Raw genomic sequence first — 14,642 nt, 5'->3', positions numbered from 1 at the left:
TGCACGCGGATCCTGTCACTTGTCGAATGTATGGGCACAGACAGGGGGGAGAAAGTTTGTTAGCTGAAATACATGGAAAAATATCATCGGAAGGTTCGAATTTAAGCGAGCGGCTTGAAGATCAGCTGACAGCGAACGTGTTTGGTACGTTGCGTTATCTCCCTTTTCACAAAGGGATTAAGCCGATTTTAAGCAAGGCTGTATTTTTTTCTCAAACTGATCAAATGGCGTTCATAAACAGTTTGGGAAGGCGAAAAAACGAATTTATAGGGGATAAGGTTAAGTTTTGGGTCAAGGGAGAAAGAAGTGAAATCGATGTTTTACTTGAATTTGATCATTTGATCATAGGAATCGAAGTGAAATACCATAGTCCTTTATCATCAGACGATCAATTGGAACGAGAAGCAAGCGATTTATTAAAGGGTAAAGGACAGACGCCAAAGTTTTTGCTCTTATTAGGAACGGAACCAGAAGTGAATATGATTGCTAAAAAGGTGATGGAAGACAGAAAACTGCCAAGCGGTGTTCATTTCGGATATTTATCTTGGCAAGAAGTGTTCCATCAATTGGTGTACGTGCAAAAAAATGAAACATTGAATGAGTTTCAAAGGTTAATATTGGAAGATTTGGTTGCTTTATTGAGAAAAAAGGGATTTGATCGCTTTCAAAACTTTCAAAGCCTTGCTTGTCCTTTAGTTGACCACTGCTCCTACTTTCATTTTTATACAGATGAACAGTTTTTTCATTTAAGTGCCAACCGTATTGAAAAGGAGGGGTATTATGAATTCTGTTAGCGTACAGGAAAACATAAAAAACGCTTTCGAGGTTGTGCGAAAAACGTACGAGAGTGTCGATAAACTGTTGGCGGAAATGGACCGTCAATCGGTCGAATGTGGATTTGTTCCGGTGATCCCGCAATTTTTGCGTTGGAAATCTGACCGAGAGTATCAAGGCTGGTTCATTCAATCTTTTATCAAACTATATCAGAGAGATTTTGCCACTCCTTGCCGGTCAGGGAATGGGTTGAAAAATGACCCAATATATGCGGTTGAAATTTCATTTGAAGAAGAACCAAGGATGACGTTGTGTAAATACGTGTATTCAACCCTTGAACATTGGGATAAACCACCGAGCGTTTCTGAGCATTGGTTTTTCTACTGGCCTTTATATGATGGCGATAATTTTACTGACCATGAACTTGAAAATGGAGTGTTTAGAACCGTTCCGAATGACGAAAAAACTTCGGAAAAATTCGGTAAAATTCAAGAGGTTATTTGGAAGGAAATTGACTTATTATCCATTACATCAACGAACATTAGGGATATGGTATTTCGTGAGTTGAAGTGTTTGTGACGGATAAACTCGAATTGGGGAAACAAAAGCAATTTATGGACTCAGGGAGAGGCTGTGCATGGGGATCAAAATAGAAAAATTCCTGTTCGGGTGGCAAGATTCCAAGCGCAGGAGCTAGAGAAATGGAGAAACGGGGAAAGAGAAAACGGTAAAGATTTTTATTGCAGAGAACTGCCTGGTACGAAAGGATTTGGTTATTTGGGAGTTTTAAAACAAGCCGATAGAGCATCATTACCATTTCACACTGCTTTCGGCGAAGATGTGGCGAGCCCTGTTTTTTACCGTGAATCGCAAAGAGCATCGTATTAAAGATATAGGGGGAGAGGAATGAACATGCTGAGCTTTGAGCATAAGAAAGCGATTTTTCGGTCATATAAGCAGCTACAAGAAAAGCCTATAAGTTACGATCGAGTAAATTATGTTTATCCAGAAAGCCGGCAAAGAGGGAAAGTATTAGCTAGGGAGTTATCCCCTAGTGGAAATGGATATGTAAATGGCAAGTATATGGATAGTGAAATCATAAAGAAAAAAGGATATAACGTTGATCCACGAGGATGGATAAGAATTGCCCATTTCTCTGAAGAACAGTTAAGGGAAGTTATTTGAGATTGCCATGATGTCTATGTCAGGGAAAAGTGCTGAAATGATACAAACTGGCGCAAATTTGAACCATGATAGTAACAAAATGAAGTAGCAAGAAATAGGGATGGAAACTTCGACTTCTTTTGAAAGACTGGTTCGTTCATGTTTGTATAATTGGATTGGCTATGGAAATGTCAATGCCCCGATTTGGTTTCTTGGAGTTGAAGAAGGTGGGGCAGAAATATGGAGACACCGTACGAAAATGCTTGAACAAAGTTTAGAGATTCGCTCAAAGTTTCATCTTCAAATGGATTTTCGGCATGTTTGGGAAGATTTGTACAATATATCGTTATCATCATGGACAGGCCCTAATGTTTGGCGCTATATAGCGGCTTTTATTCTGGAATTCGAAGGAAGGGATGCAACGGTTGAAAATATTAACGATTATTTGGACATGATCAAGGAGTTTAGAGATGCAGAACCGAAAAATTTGGTTGGTGCATTAAGAGACGGGAGTGGATCAACGTGAAATTTGATCCCAATCAGCATCTTCATTTAGGATATTATGAGAACAATGTTGACTTAGAAGCAGTTGCATATAAAATTCAGAACGAAAATAAGTGGGTGGTTTTTTTAGATAATGAACAAGATACTACATTAGTTCAAAAAATATTAGATCAATATGATTACCATGAAAAATATGGTTACAAGATTTTTACTATTGATGCAGATGATTTATCTTATGAAGTCGGAAGCAAGCTATTGGAAGAGTGGTTAAAAACAAATAACGTAATATAACAAGGAACAAATTCGCTAACACGGCTTCAATCCACGGCCAAAGAATAATATTTGGCGGCATGATATAATGGAAACAAAAAGCAAATGGAGTGAAGGCGCGGTGAAAACTCCAGAGTTTCCAAATCACAACTACACGTATGAAGATTATCTGAAATGGGACGGACAATGGGAATTGATTGACGGCGTGCCATATAGTATGGCTTCTTCTTCGTTTACCCATCAATATATCATCGGTGAGCTTTATGCGGCGTTGCGGGATTATTTTCAACAACAAGGATGCATAGTGGTCATGGCACCGTTTGATGTCATATTCGCTTCAAATCTTGATGACAAATCTGTGAAAAATGTGGTGCAGCCCGATATTTCCGTTATTTGTGATCGAGAGAAAATCACAGAAAAGGGATGCGTAGGCGCACCTGACTTAATCGTAGAGGTGTTGTCTCCGAGTACGGCGTTAAAAGACCGAAATGAAAAATACAAATTATATCAACGGTTTGAAGTAAAAGAATACTGGATGGTTGACCCGCTGCATCGAACTATCGAGGTGTACGGATGGCATAACGGAGTATATGAAAAAAGGGAAGTATTTGGAGAACAAGATGTGCTAGTTTCTTTTCTGCATCCAGACTTAAAGATTTGCCTAAAAGATGTGTTTCAACGGTTATAATAAACACATATATGCGCACATGTTTAGAATGGCTGTGAAAACAAACACCCCCATCTGTTTGGCGATGGGGGCAATTTCATCGTGGAGAGAACGTTACGGATAGAGAGGTTATTGTTGCTGGGAGAGCTTGCGGATTTTTCGGTCATGTTGGGCGATTTTGGCTGAGTGGAAATCGACGGTTTCTTGTGTTTCAATAAGTTCAATGCGCAAGTTGTCGATTTTTGTTTCTAAGCGGTTAAATCGTTCGTTCATTTCATTTTCCAGCCGATCGATTCTGCCTTCCAACCGGTCGTCCATCTCTTGTATCCGCTTGTCTATTTCCACAAACTTTCTTCTAAATTCACCATTCATTGCTTCGACTTTTTTATCTATTGCTTCGATTTTTTTGTCTAATGCAGCGATTTGTGAGCGAAAGTCAGATGCATACAGATCGAGTGCTTTTAAAATTTCTTTTAACATCGTTTGTTGTTCCACGTCATTCACCTCCTCACTAAACAGTATAACCCGATCATATAGACAAGAAAAGACAAAAAGGTGTAGGCAGGAGCCTAATACATCTGTCTTTTTGTTACTATCCCCTATAAGTAGACAGCAAAAAAGACATTGGGTATGATGTTCTTGAGCGTCAGCTTTTATGGAGAAGAAAAGATCAAGTTTTTTTATTTGTCTAAAAGACACGTCTCAACAGTTATAATATGATTGTTGCTTATTTACTAATGGATGCTTCTTATTTTTTAAAAATGATGATAAGGAGAAAAGAAATGAAAGTAGGAAGAAACGATCCTTGCCCTTGTGGAAGCGGGAAAAAGTATAAAAAGTGTTGTATGAAAAAGGATGCTGTTGTAGAAATCCGAAAAGTGAGGGAGGAGCGCTTTTTTCAATTAAAAAATGAGTTATCGGAAGAAATTTACCAATTTTTAGAGCGGTCGTTGCCTTTTTCGGAAAAACTGCGCGCGGAAACAGTGTTCGATCAAAAAATAAACTCAACACAAAATGGTGATATGTTTGGACCTTTGTTTCGTCTTTGGTATTTATTTTTCCATCGATTTGACAACGGATTGCGCGGAGTCGAATGGTTTTATCAAGAGAAAAAAACTGGTTTAAAGGCGGAGAAAGCGCGATTGCTTGAAACATGGGTATCACTTGTCCCACGCCTTATTCAAATTGTAGATATGGATGACAATGGAATAACGGTGGAAGATGCGTTTACGCACGAACGATTTCATATGCCGTTTTGTGAAACGATGAGTAAGCCTATTCCGTGGGGAGGAACGTTTTGTCTGCTTGAGCCATTCGGCGAAGGTTATTATGTTCATGGTGTGGCAATTATTGAAGGACCACGTGGAGTCAAGCGCGCATATGCAAAGATCAACGAATTGATGTCAGAAACGAGACAATCATATGAACAAATCGCGATGACCTGCTTTTTAGAAATTGTGAATGAATTAATGGATCCGTATGATTTTCGGCATCGCGAAATGACAAAAATTGATGAAGTGACATTGCATTATGAAGTGGATGATGGAAAAAAGCTGGTTCATTCTTTAGAAAAACAAGACGTCGTTATCGTGGATGAACAGAAAGGAAAAATAACAAAGTTAAGTTTTGCCGGCAAACAGTATATATATGAGGACAATCTAGCTTCAAGTCCGGTGTATATGCGCGAAGTGTTAGGATTTATAGAAATCAATAAACACCACCTAAAGTTTGTGACTTTTTTGCCAGATGCGGTGGAATCGTTTATAAAAGTGATGGAGAAAGCGGGATCTGTTGCCCGTTTTATCAAAAAAACGGTACGCAAATTGGACGCGCCGAAAAACGTCGAATTTCGCTCTTATGCGATGCAGTTAGGAGAAAATGTACCGCTTTATTTTGGCGCACTGGCGAATCAGACGCTAGATATTTATCAGTCATTGCACACTCCGCAAGAGGAATGGGACGGGAAAACCGTGATGCAAATGGTGGAACAAGGGAAAAAAGAAGAAGTCGAGCGATGGCTGCAAGAACGCGAGTATATTAGTTTTATGAACGCCGAGCGTCTAGAATGTCCGGTTACGGTTGATTTTAATACGATTCGCCGGAAGTTTGGTCTTCCTTTATCTCCATTTGTCACGTTAGGGGAAAAACGACAAACGCGATTGCTGGAGAAGCAGCGAACAGACGAAATGGAACAATACGAGCAATATGACATGCCGCTTGAATGGATGGATTCCTTCTTTGGTAAAGATATAGCAGAGTTTTTTATCGAAAAAACGAGAGGAAAATCAGAAGCAACGGTATCGAAATATGGAACAGGGCTATCCATTATCGCCCAATATTTGTTACAGTCTCGTCTTTCGTCATGGACAAGCATCACAAAAGACCATTGGCAGCAATGCATCGTTTATCATTATTTAGAAATGAACGGTGATGCGAGCATCAATCAAGCGAAGTCGTTTTTCAGCACGGTAAAAGCGTTGGCAAAGTGGATTGACGCGCGATATGGAACGAATCATGATAAAACGGTTCGATCCATCATCCAGACGGTGGAAGAAGAGATATATGACGCGATTCGTTTGCTTGATTTATACGTTCCGTATACAACGAGAAAATACCATTATTGGTTACAGAAAATAGAAAGAGATGTAGTTGAAAACACACTAGCGAACTATCAAGTAAGCGGCCTGTTTCAAATCATCGATATTTCCGCTGCGACGATGAAATGTAAACATACAGAAAGCGGAAAGCAATATACGATATCCGTCACTTCATTTGTTCGTTCTTATGCGAAAATAGGGATGATCATTCGCGGAAACATTGTCAAAACGGCAAACTCTGGCCGTTGGAAATTCATCTATGTGTCACGGGTGTTCCCAAAAGAGGCGGGGCAGTATTTGAGTTGAAAATGGAGTTTGCTTCAAGAATAGAAAAGATTGCTTAGTTGGTTGACGGACAGTGATAGGCACTGTCCGTCTTTTTCCAATCAATAGAGAGCCGTCGATGCAATTGGAATGGAGCGGCTCTCTTTTCATGTGAGATTGATAGGGGGTGCGTGTTTTAAATTGTTATTCCAAACTATCGCGATATTGATCTCGGATTAATGTCGTAAGGCCAATATTGTCTAAATAACGGACAGGACATAGGAATGTGACAGTGACGACTCCTGGGTGTCTGCCGATTTCGATCGCGCCGGTGATCGTTGCGCGGTTCATCACTTCAGGGACGGAAATGCCTAACACATTCGCCGCTCTTTGTAATCCGTTTTCCGTCGCTTCATTCAAGTTTGCGCCTGTTCCGATAAAGGAAATCGGAAGGGATTCTTCTAGCTTTTTCACGCCCCATGTTTGTGCGAGGTCAAGCGCAATTTCTTTTTCTTTTTTCGTTATTGGCTTTGCTAGATATGGAAGGTCTTCTTCGACAGGGAGAAGGATCGGACCTTCAATCGTTAAACCTTTAATCACTTTTACTTGAAGCGTGACGATACCAGCTACATCTGTTGTATGTCCCGCGATTTCCCCATCTCCTTGCATGGCGTGCATATCCCCGAGATAAACGCCGCCGCCCGGCACTTTCACAGGGCAGATTAAGACGGCACCTTCCCGCACGCGATTAATATCCATATGTCCGTCTGTGCGGTCTTCGAGCTGCTCTTTGGTGATCCCGTATTCATGCGGGGCATCAACGAGAAACTGCCCGAAGTCCCCCGCGTTGTGCGAGTCTGGAAATGGGCGTGCCGGCGTTGTGCCAAGTTGTCCAAGGAAAGGTCGAAGTCTAGCGACAGTTCCGACTAAATCGTGAGGTGCAAAAGTGACGATCGGGTTTTGCACCGAGTTGTCAGGGGTCGCCATGTAATAGCGCCCTTGTTGGGCGATATGTTCTGCCGCTTCTTTATGCAGTGTGATGCCGACTTTTTTATTGGAATCAAATGCCATCGTATAACCGTTTGTAAACACAAAAGGAGTGACGTCCGCGCCGCAATTGGCGCAACGAATTGCTTCTTGGCCTATTCCTTCTATTTTTGTCTCTGGATACATCGTTCCGCATTCAGGACATTTCACGGCGACAAATGGGTCTCCTACAAATCTTCCTTCCATCGGCTTATCATTTCCGGAGGACGTAGCAATGGAAGTGACGCGGATCGATTTAATTTTGATCGCGATCGCGTCTCCCACTTCTGCGCCTTCTACGAAAACAGGTTTCGTGACTTCGTGGCCGCCGCGAATACAAGGGGTGATCATCGGTCCCCAGCAGCCAGGGGCCGTATTAGCCACAATATATCCGCCATCTTGCACAGGACCTAGCATGTCACCGTTAGGATCTAAAATTCCGTTCGTGAACTCGTTGACAAATACGGTTTGTTTTGCTTCCATCGTTTTCCTTTCCTTTCATGATAAAATATTTTCTATGCAAATTATAATAGATAATAGAAAGCGATTTCAAATAAATAGCTTGATAATTCTAACTTAATAGATTGTCCAATTGGAAATTATTAAAAAATATAATATTATGAATATTGTTAATTTTATGTATAATATTGTATAATTCAATTTTAGAAGGGAGGAAAATGAATGAGAAGCAGTATAGAAAAGGTGTTAGAAGAAAAAGGAATTAAAGTATCTGAAGGGGAACTAGAGCTGTTAGAACAGCAATGGAAGGCGATTCAACAACTGAAAAATGGAATCGAAACATTGAAATTAAACGATGCCGATATTGGCATCATCCATCATCCGGGGGGTGTGTATCGTGGAAAAACGGTTCAATGAGAAAACGATTTCCGAACTTGCGCCGCTTGTAAAAAGCAAGCAAATTTCCCCAGTTGAGATCGTCCGTGATGTACTCGAACAAATCGAAAAGTTAAACGGTGAGTTAAATGCTTATATTGAGGTAACCGCGGATAAAGCGCACAGACAGGCGGAGACGGCGGAAGCGGAAATATTATCGGGAAATTATCGTGGTCCGCTGCACGGCATTCCGGTGGCGATTAAGGATAATATTTATATCGCCAATGAAACCACAACGATGGGATCAAAAATACATCGGAATTTTCAACCTAGCTATCATGCGACTGTGGTGGAGAAACTTTCCAAAGCGGGAGCGGTTTTTCCTGGGAAGCTCAATTTGCATGAATATGCTTGGGGAGCGACGAATAATAATCCTCATTTTGGCCCTGTTCGCAATCCTTGGGATACCGAGCGAATTTCGGGAGGATCGAGCGGAGGATCAGGAGTTGCGACAGCCGCTCATATGACGATTGCCTCTTTAGGGACGGATACGGGCGGATCGATAAGAATTCCTTCCTCCTTTTGCGGTATTGTCGGCTTAAAACCTACCCATGGATTAGTGAGCAAATACGGTTGCTTTCCGCTCGCGTGGTCGTTGGATCACATCGGTCCGATGACGAAAACGGTGGAAGATGCTGCTTATGTTTTAGAAGCGATTGCAGGCTATGACCCCAAAGACCCGACCTCTATTGATGCCCCTACAGCTAGATATTCCACGCAATTAACGGAGTCCGTCAAAGGTGTAAAAATCGGTATAGAACCATATTTCTTTGACAATGTGGATGCGGAAGTGGAAAAAGCGGTGAAGAATGCCATTTCATCGCTGGAGCGTGAAGGCGCCATCGTCGAAACAGTACGAATTCCGACATTGCAATATGCGCAATACGCGGAAATGATTACGATTATCTCGGAAGCTAGCGCCATTCATCATCATAATTTAGTAGAAAGAGAAGAGGATTTTGGTGATGATGTCCGTTTTCTATTGAAGCTTGGAGAAATACCGTCCGCCGTGGACTACTTGCAGGCGCAGCAAATTCGTTTGCAGTTGGATCGCGAATTTATGGAGATATTCAATAAGGTAGACGTCATCATTACCCCGACGCTTCCGTTGCTGCCTCCGAAAATCGGCCAAGATACGGTACTATTAAATGGAAAAGAAGTGAATTTTCTTGACCATATTATTCGTTTTACTGGTCCGTTCAATTTGACGGGCTTGCCAGCTGTAACGGTACCGTGCGGTTTTGCGCAAGGTCTTCCTATAGGCATGCAAATAGTCGGTCCGGCCTTCCAAGAAGGAAAAATATTAAACATTGCCGACGTGTTTGAAAAGTTGCATCCAGAGTTAAAACAAAACCCGATTGTTCTTAAACAGTAAGAAAACGGCCTTCCCTTTCCGATGGGAGAGGGGAGGTTTTTATGTATGGATGGATATCCCCGAATAACGTGAAGCAGGGGTAATGCAACACGACTTGGACAACAAAAATATTTTGACCAGCAGGAATAATTTTGTTATCGTTAAGACAAGAATATGGAAAAATTTTGAGGGGGATGTCTTGTGAGCGAATTCAAAGCGTTAGTAGTAAATAAAACCGAAACAGATTTTACCGTCAATGTACAAACTGTTTCCATGGATGACCTTCCAGAAGGGGATGTCTTGATCAAGGTCCAATATTCCAGCGTCAATTATAAAGACGGATTGGCGTCCATTCCTGATGGAAAAATTGTAAAAACATATCCGTTTATCCCGGGGATTGATTTAGCTGGTATTGTTGTTTCTTCGGATGATCCGCGTTTTAAAGAAGGAGACGAAGTCATCGCAACTGGCTATGAAATTGGTGTGACGCATTACGGAGGGTACAGTGAATACGCCCGTATTCCTGGAGATTGGATTGTTCCGCTTCCAAAAGGATTGACATTAAAAGAGGCAATGGCTTTAGGAACAGCTGGCTTTACGGCGGCACTATCGATTCACCGCTTGGAGGAAAACGGCCTGTCCCCGGAAAAAGGGAAAGTGCTTGTCACTGGGGCAACCGGCGGTGTCGGCAGTTTGGCGGTTTCGATGCTGGCAAAACGGGGCTATGAAGTGGTCGCAAGCACTGGCAAAGAAACAGAACATGAATATTTGCGCGAGCTCGGCGCGAAAGAAATTCTTTCCCGAGAAGATGTATGTGCCGAGAAGATCCGCCCGTTAGATAAACAACAATGGGCAGCGGCGGTGGACCCTGTCGGCGGGAGAACACTTGCGACTGTTTTAAGCCGCATCCAATATAATGGCGCCGTGGCAGTCAGCGGGCTGACAGGCGGCACGGACGTTCCAACAACCGTTTTTCCATTTATTCTTCGCGGTGTAAGTTTATTAGGCATTGATTCTGTCTATTGCCCAATGGAGTTAAGAAAACAAATTTGGGAACGAATGGCCAGCGATTTAAAACCGGATAAACTATTAGAATCGATTGCGCAGGAAGTTACTCTCGAACAGCTTCCTGAGGCGTTATCGAATATTTTAAAAGGTAAATTACGTGGCAGAACGGTGGTAAAGCTATCATAATGATGGATAATCAGTCGACTACATGTATATCCCCATTCCGAAAATTCGGGCATGGGGATTTTTTATTTTGATCAAACGATGATGAGTCAAACTAGAAAAAGTGATAGATGGCTCGCCTAGAATTGTTGGTGAAAAATATTTATCCTTTCATATCACTCGATCTAACATATAGTCTGATGCATCTTATTTTTCGCTTTCTTCCTAATATCTTAAACCTACATTCTCACGTTGCTTTTATGTATTCTTATTAAACTATGTAGTAAATATTTTATTTTCTAAAAAAACACTATTAAAAACAAGCATTTTCATAACCTGATTGTTTATTGAAATTTGTTCACATTTCAAACAGGAAAAATATTGATTGATTTTATGTGTGAGTTTGACATACAAAATTTAGAAATAATGGTCGCTATTTATGGTAGAATGTAAGAAGATAAAAACGATTCATCATACAGGGGGAGAGAGTGATGAAAAAACTAATTAACGATCCGAACCAAGTCGTCAACGATATGTTAGAAGGAATGATAGCGGCTTATCGCAATCGGGTAAGACGGCTGCCGGGTACGAATGTGATGGTAAGAAATGATGCTCCAGTAAAAGGAAAGGTCGGAATCGTAAGCGGCGGCGGCAGTGGACATGAGCCGGCGCATGCGGGCTATGTCGGAAAAGGAATGTTAGATGCGGCGGTATGCGGGGAAGTGTTTACCTCTCCGACGCCTGACCAGGTGCTTGAGGCGATCAAAGCGGTCGATAGCGGAAAAGGCGTATTGTTGATTATCAAAAATTATACGGGAGACGTCATGAATTTTGAAATGGCCGCGGAGTTGGCGGAAGCAGAAGGAATTCGTGTCGCGAAAGTCATTGTAAATGACGACGTAGCGGTGGAAGATAGCACGTTTACAACAGGACGGCGCGGCATCGCGGGAACGGTGTTTGTTCATAAAATCGCAGGAGCACTATCAGAACGCGGCGCATCGCTTGAAGAAGTCGAGGCGGCGGCGAAAAAGGTGGTGCAAAATGTTCGCTCCATGGGGATGGCACTTACTCCGTGCACCGTGCCGGCAGCGGGAAAACCTGGCTTTGAACTTGGAGAAAACGAAATCGAAGTCGGCATCGGCATTCACGGTGAACCGGGAATTGAAAAAACAACGATCAAAACAGCGGACGAAATTGCGGAAACGCTGCTAGACAAAATTTTCGATGACATGAAACTAGAAAAAGGTGATCGCGTCGCAGTGATGATTAACGGGCTTGGTGCGACACCGTTAATGGAGCTATATATTGTGAATAAAAAAGTATCAGAAATGTTGAAGGAAAAACAAATTCACGTCCATGAAACATTTGTCGGAGAATATATGACCTCGCTGGAAATGGCCGGCTGTTCCATATCGCTGTTAAAATTGGATGATTCCTTGATCGAATTGCTAGATGCGCCTGCAGATACGATTGCGTTGAAAAAATAAAAGGGAGAGGAGAAATCATTATGGCGTTTGATATGGAACAGGCAAAACGATGGATGAGAATCGCAAACGATCACATTCAACAACAAAAACAATATTTAACGGAACTCGATCAAGCGATCGGCGACGGCGATCATGGGTTAAATATGACGCGGGGATTTCAAGAAGTAGTTGAAAAAATCAGTTCTGCCAATTACGAAGATCTCGGTTCGCTTTTCAAAGATGTAAGCATGACGCTAATCGCGAAAGTCGGAGGAGCGTCGGGACCGTTATACGGCACTGCTTTTTTGAAAATGTCGCTTGCGCTCGCGGGAAAAAAGGAAGCGGATGATAAAGAGCTGATCGCAGCGTTAGAGGCGGCGTTAGACGGAATCAAAGCGCGCGGAAAAGCAAACGTCAGCGAGAAAACGATGGTGGACGTATGGGAGCCGGTCATGGAATTTTTGCGGGAGAAAGGAAGCATACATGCGAAAGAAGCAGCACTGCTCGCGAAAGAAAAAATGGAACATACAAAAGAACTCGAGGCGAAAAAAGGGCGCGCCGCTTACTTAGGAAAGAGATCGATCGGCCACATCGATCCAGGTTCCGCTTCTTCGTATTTATTGTTTGCCGCTTTAGCGGAAGTGCTCGAGGGATAAAGGAGAGATCATTCATGAAGTATGTCAGCCTTGTATTAATTTCGCACAGCGAGGAAATTGTAAGCGGTTTAAAGAAATTATTAAATCAAGTCCAACCCGATGTCAACATCGCAGTTGCCGGTGGAAACGATGGGGAGATCGGGACGAACGCTTTCCGCATCAAAGAAGCGATTGAATCCGTCTATTCGGAAAAAGGGGTTGTCATTCTGTTTGACCTTGGCAGCGCTTTGATGAACGCGGAATTGGCGATCGAGATGCTCGAGAAAACAGATCATATCGTGATTGCCGATGCTCCGTTGGTGGAAGGAGCGTATATCGCCGCGGTGGAAGCGGGATTGGGAAAATCGCTCAGTGAAGTTGTCCGTGCATGTGAACAAGCGAAACAGATGGTGAAAGTGGCGCGTTCATAGGCTGAATGAGCAAACTATGGCAATAATGGAAAGCGAAAACATGAGGAAATATTGATAGAAAATCCCCGGAATCACAATGATTTCCGGGGGTTTTATTTGCTTGACCGCGAAAAAATTTTGCTGCTGCCGATGTTGGTACATTTTCTTTTTCAGATGGTTCTGTTAAATGTTAATGTTGATAAATTGGATAAAATTAAGGGAAACCCAATCTAGAAGGGTTTTCTCGCTCTTATTAAACTTGCCCACTTGTTACTCAAATAAGTTAATGTGTATTAAAATATCTATTCTTTAACTACTACTTTGTAATTTTGAAGTTGTTTTGCAATATTTACTATCGAGCCATATTCCTCTAATCTTCCTTACTATAATTATCTGGGTAAAAGTAAACATTCGTCATCAAGTTCACCTTCTTTTATTATAAAAAAGCTGGACAATGTTTTTTATTGATACCGCTCCAACTGGGCGAAAAAGTCTTTCACAAACCGATAAAACACTTTGACCGACGGCGCCAGTTCATGATGGTCAGAGATGATAATGCCAACGTTTCGTTTGACTTGCGGTATTTCGATTGGCACTTTTACCGCGAAGCGGGGCACCGTTTCATAAAAGGCGCTTTCCGGAAGAAGAGTGACGCCAATCCCCGCGGAGACGAGACCTTTAATTGCGTCTAAATCTTCGCCTTCCGATGAGATGATCGGGGAAAATCCTGCTTGCTGGCAGGCATCGAGAACAATTTGATGCAAAATGTACCCTTCAGGAAATGTCACAAACGGTTCGTTGCGTAGTTCATTTAGTACTAAGCTGTCTCGTTTGGCAAGCGGATGATTGCTTGGAAGAAGGGCGGCAAACATTTCCGAAAACAAAATCTCCCCTTTAATGCCTGGCTCACCAGTTGGAACAGGTCCGAGAAACGCCAAATCGATTTCTCTTTTTTTCACCGCTTCGATTAAATATTTGTAAGCTCCTTGCCGCAAATGAAACGACACATTTGGATGCTCTTCTTTAAAAGCGGAGATGACCATCGGCATCGTATGGCTTGCTAGACTCGTTGGGAAGCCGATTCTGATCGTTCCACGCTCCGGGTCTAAATATTCTTCGATTTGCTGTTTCGCGTATTCAATGGCCTTTAGCGCTGTCTCCACATGAGGCAAAAAATGACGGCCGACCGGGGTGAGTTTTACGTTTCGTCCTTCCCGTTCAAATAACTGTACGCCAAGTTCGGCCTCTAAATTAGCAATTTGCCGGCTGATGGCGGATTGTGCGACATGAAGAGCTTCCGCCGCTTCGGAAACGTGCTCCCGTTTGGCCACTTCTAAAAAATATTGAAGTTGTCTTAGCTCCATTTTCCTCACCTCCCTTCTATTAATCTCAAAATGTGATTGATTTAATCTAAATTATATATTGTTTATATTATTTTTGAAAACTA

At 42.2% G+C, this 14,642-nt stretch carries 17 protein-coding genes; 14 read left to right on the top strand and 3 right to left on the bottom strand.

Annotation, left to right across the window (positions count from 1 at the left end):
• Positions 1–56 precede the first annotated feature (56 nt).
• The 7 genes from B9L23_RS00440 (at position 57) to B9L23_RS00410 (ending at position 3,400) form a co-directional block, all read left to right on the top strand.
• Positions 57–794: a hypothetical protein gene (locus tag B9L23_RS00440; protein ID WP_089096702.1), complete on the top strand. Its 738-nt coding sequence runs from the start codon at positions 57–59 to the stop codon at positions 792–794.
• Positions 781–1,353, top strand: a complete 573-nt coding sequence (locus tag B9L23_RS00435; RefSeq protein WP_015863630.1) for a hypothetical protein — start codon at positions 781–783, stop codon at positions 1,351–1,353. Before B9L23_RS00440 ends, B9L23_RS00435 begins: the two co-directional genes overlap by 14 nt.
• Positions 1,354–1,407: 54 nt before the next feature.
• Positions 1,408–1,662, top strand: coding sequence for a hypothetical protein (locus tag B9L23_RS00430; protein WP_089096701.1), 255 nt, complete (start codon positions 1,408–1,410; stop codon positions 1,660–1,662).
• 18 nt (positions 1,663–1,680) lie between these two features.
• Positions 1,681–1,959, top strand: a complete 279-nt coding sequence (locus tag B9L23_RS00425; protein ID WP_089096700.1) for a hypothetical protein — start codon at positions 1,681–1,683, stop codon at positions 1,957–1,959.
• A gap of 100 nt (positions 1,960–2,059) precedes the next feature.
• Complete coding sequence (locus tag B9L23_RS00420) at positions 2,060–2,464, top strand: hypothetical protein (RefSeq protein WP_211278787.1); 405 nt, start codon at positions 2,060–2,062, stop codon at positions 2,462–2,464.
• Positions 2,461–2,733 (top strand): DUF3986 family protein, encoded by a 273-nt coding sequence (locus B9L23_RS00415; RefSeq protein ID WP_089096699.1) that lies wholly within the window; start codon positions 2,461–2,463, stop codon positions 2,731–2,733. The genes B9L23_RS00420 and B9L23_RS00415 overlap by 4 nt, the downstream gene beginning before the upstream one ends.
• Before the next feature lie 67 nt (positions 2,734–2,800).
• Positions 2,801–3,400: a Uma2 family endonuclease gene (locus B9L23_RS00410; RefSeq protein ID WP_015863639.1), complete on the top strand. Its 600-nt coding sequence runs from the start codon at positions 2,801–2,803 to the stop codon at positions 3,398–3,400.
• 108 nt (positions 3,401–3,508) lie between these two features.
• On the opposite strand, the gene B9L23_RS00405 is transcribed toward B9L23_RS00410, so the two are convergent.
• Positions 3,509–3,874 carry a hypothetical protein gene (locus tag B9L23_RS00405; protein WP_015863640.1) on the bottom strand — a complete coding sequence of 122 codons (366 nt, stop codon included), beginning with the start codon at positions 3,872–3,874 and terminating at the stop codon, positions 3,509–3,511.
• Positions 3,875–4,161: 287 nt separating this feature from the next.
• Here B9L23_RS00405 and B9L23_RS21290 point away from each other — a divergent pair, with 287 nt between their 5' ends.
• Positions 4,162–6,282 carry an SEC-C metal-binding domain-containing protein gene (locus tag B9L23_RS21290; protein WP_089096698.1) on the top strand — a complete coding sequence of 707 codons (2,121 nt, stop codon included), beginning with the start codon at positions 4,162–4,164 and terminating at the stop codon, positions 6,280–6,282.
• 162 nt (positions 6,283–6,444) lie between these two features.
• Here the strand turns inward: B9L23_RS21290 and B9L23_RS00395 are convergent, their stop codons facing one another.
• Positions 6,445–7,749 (bottom strand): acetamidase/formamidase family protein, encoded by a 1,305-nt coding sequence (locus B9L23_RS00395; protein ID WP_089096697.1) that lies wholly within the window; start codon positions 7,747–7,749, stop codon positions 6,445–6,447.
• A 198-nt stretch (positions 7,750–7,947) separates the two neighbouring features.
• Here B9L23_RS00395 and B9L23_RS00390 point away from each other — a divergent pair, with 198 nt between their 5' ends.
• The 6 genes from B9L23_RS00390 (at position 7,948) to dhaM (ending at position 13,216) form a co-directional block, all read left to right on the top strand.
• Positions 7,948–8,142, top strand: coding sequence for a hypothetical protein (locus B9L23_RS00390; protein ID WP_015863651.1), 195 nt, complete (start codon positions 7,948–7,950; stop codon positions 8,140–8,142).
• Complete coding sequence (locus B9L23_RS00385) at positions 8,123–9,535, top strand: amidase (protein WP_089096696.1); 1,413 nt, start codon at positions 8,123–8,125, stop codon at positions 9,533–9,535. Before B9L23_RS00390 ends, B9L23_RS00385 begins: the two co-directional genes overlap by 20 nt.
• 180 nt (positions 9,536–9,715) lie before the next feature.
• Complete coding sequence (locus B9L23_RS00380) at positions 9,716–10,708, top strand: NADPH:quinone oxidoreductase family protein (protein WP_062679373.1); 993 nt, start codon at positions 9,716–9,718, stop codon at positions 10,706–10,708.
• Between the two features lie 467 nt (positions 10,709–11,175).
• The gene (gene dhaK / locus B9L23_RS00375; protein ID WP_089096695.1) at positions 11,176–12,171 is read left to right on the top strand and encodes a dihydroxyacetone kinase subunit DhaK; all 996 of its coding nucleotides are present in this window, start codon (positions 11,176–11,178) and stop codon (positions 12,169–12,171) included.
• 20 nt (positions 12,172–12,191) lie between these two features.
• On the top strand, positions 12,192–12,806 hold the full coding sequence (gene dhaL, locus B9L23_RS00370) for a dihydroxyacetone kinase subunit DhaL (RefSeq protein ID WP_089096694.1): 615 nt from the start codon (positions 12,192–12,194) through the stop codon (positions 12,804–12,806).
• A 14-nt stretch (positions 12,807–12,820) separates the two neighbouring features.
• Positions 12,821–13,216 carry a dihydroxyacetone kinase phosphoryl donor subunit DhaM gene (dhaM, locus tag B9L23_RS00365; protein ID WP_089096693.1) on the top strand — a complete coding sequence of 132 codons (396 nt, stop codon included), beginning with the start codon at positions 12,821–12,823 and terminating at the stop codon, positions 13,214–13,216.
• Positions 13,217–13,656: 440 nt separating this feature from the next.
• Here the strand turns inward: dhaM and gltC are convergent, their stop codons facing one another.
• Complete coding sequence (gene gltC / locus B9L23_RS00360; RefSeq protein ID WP_089096692.1) at positions 13,657–14,559, bottom strand: glutamate biosynthesis transcriptional regulator GltC; 903 nt, start codon at positions 14,557–14,559, stop codon at positions 13,657–13,659.
• Between the last annotated feature and the right edge of the window lie 83 nt (positions 14,560–14,642).

The sequence above is a fragment of the Parageobacillus galactosidasius genome (genome assembly GCF_002217735.1).
Taxonomy (GTDB): domain Bacteria; phylum Bacillota; class Bacilli; order Bacillales; family Anoxybacillaceae; genus Parageobacillus_B; species Parageobacillus_B toebii.
The sequence above is the reverse complement of the archived record's forward strand: the minus strand, read 5'-3'. Positions and strand labels throughout refer to the sequence as shown.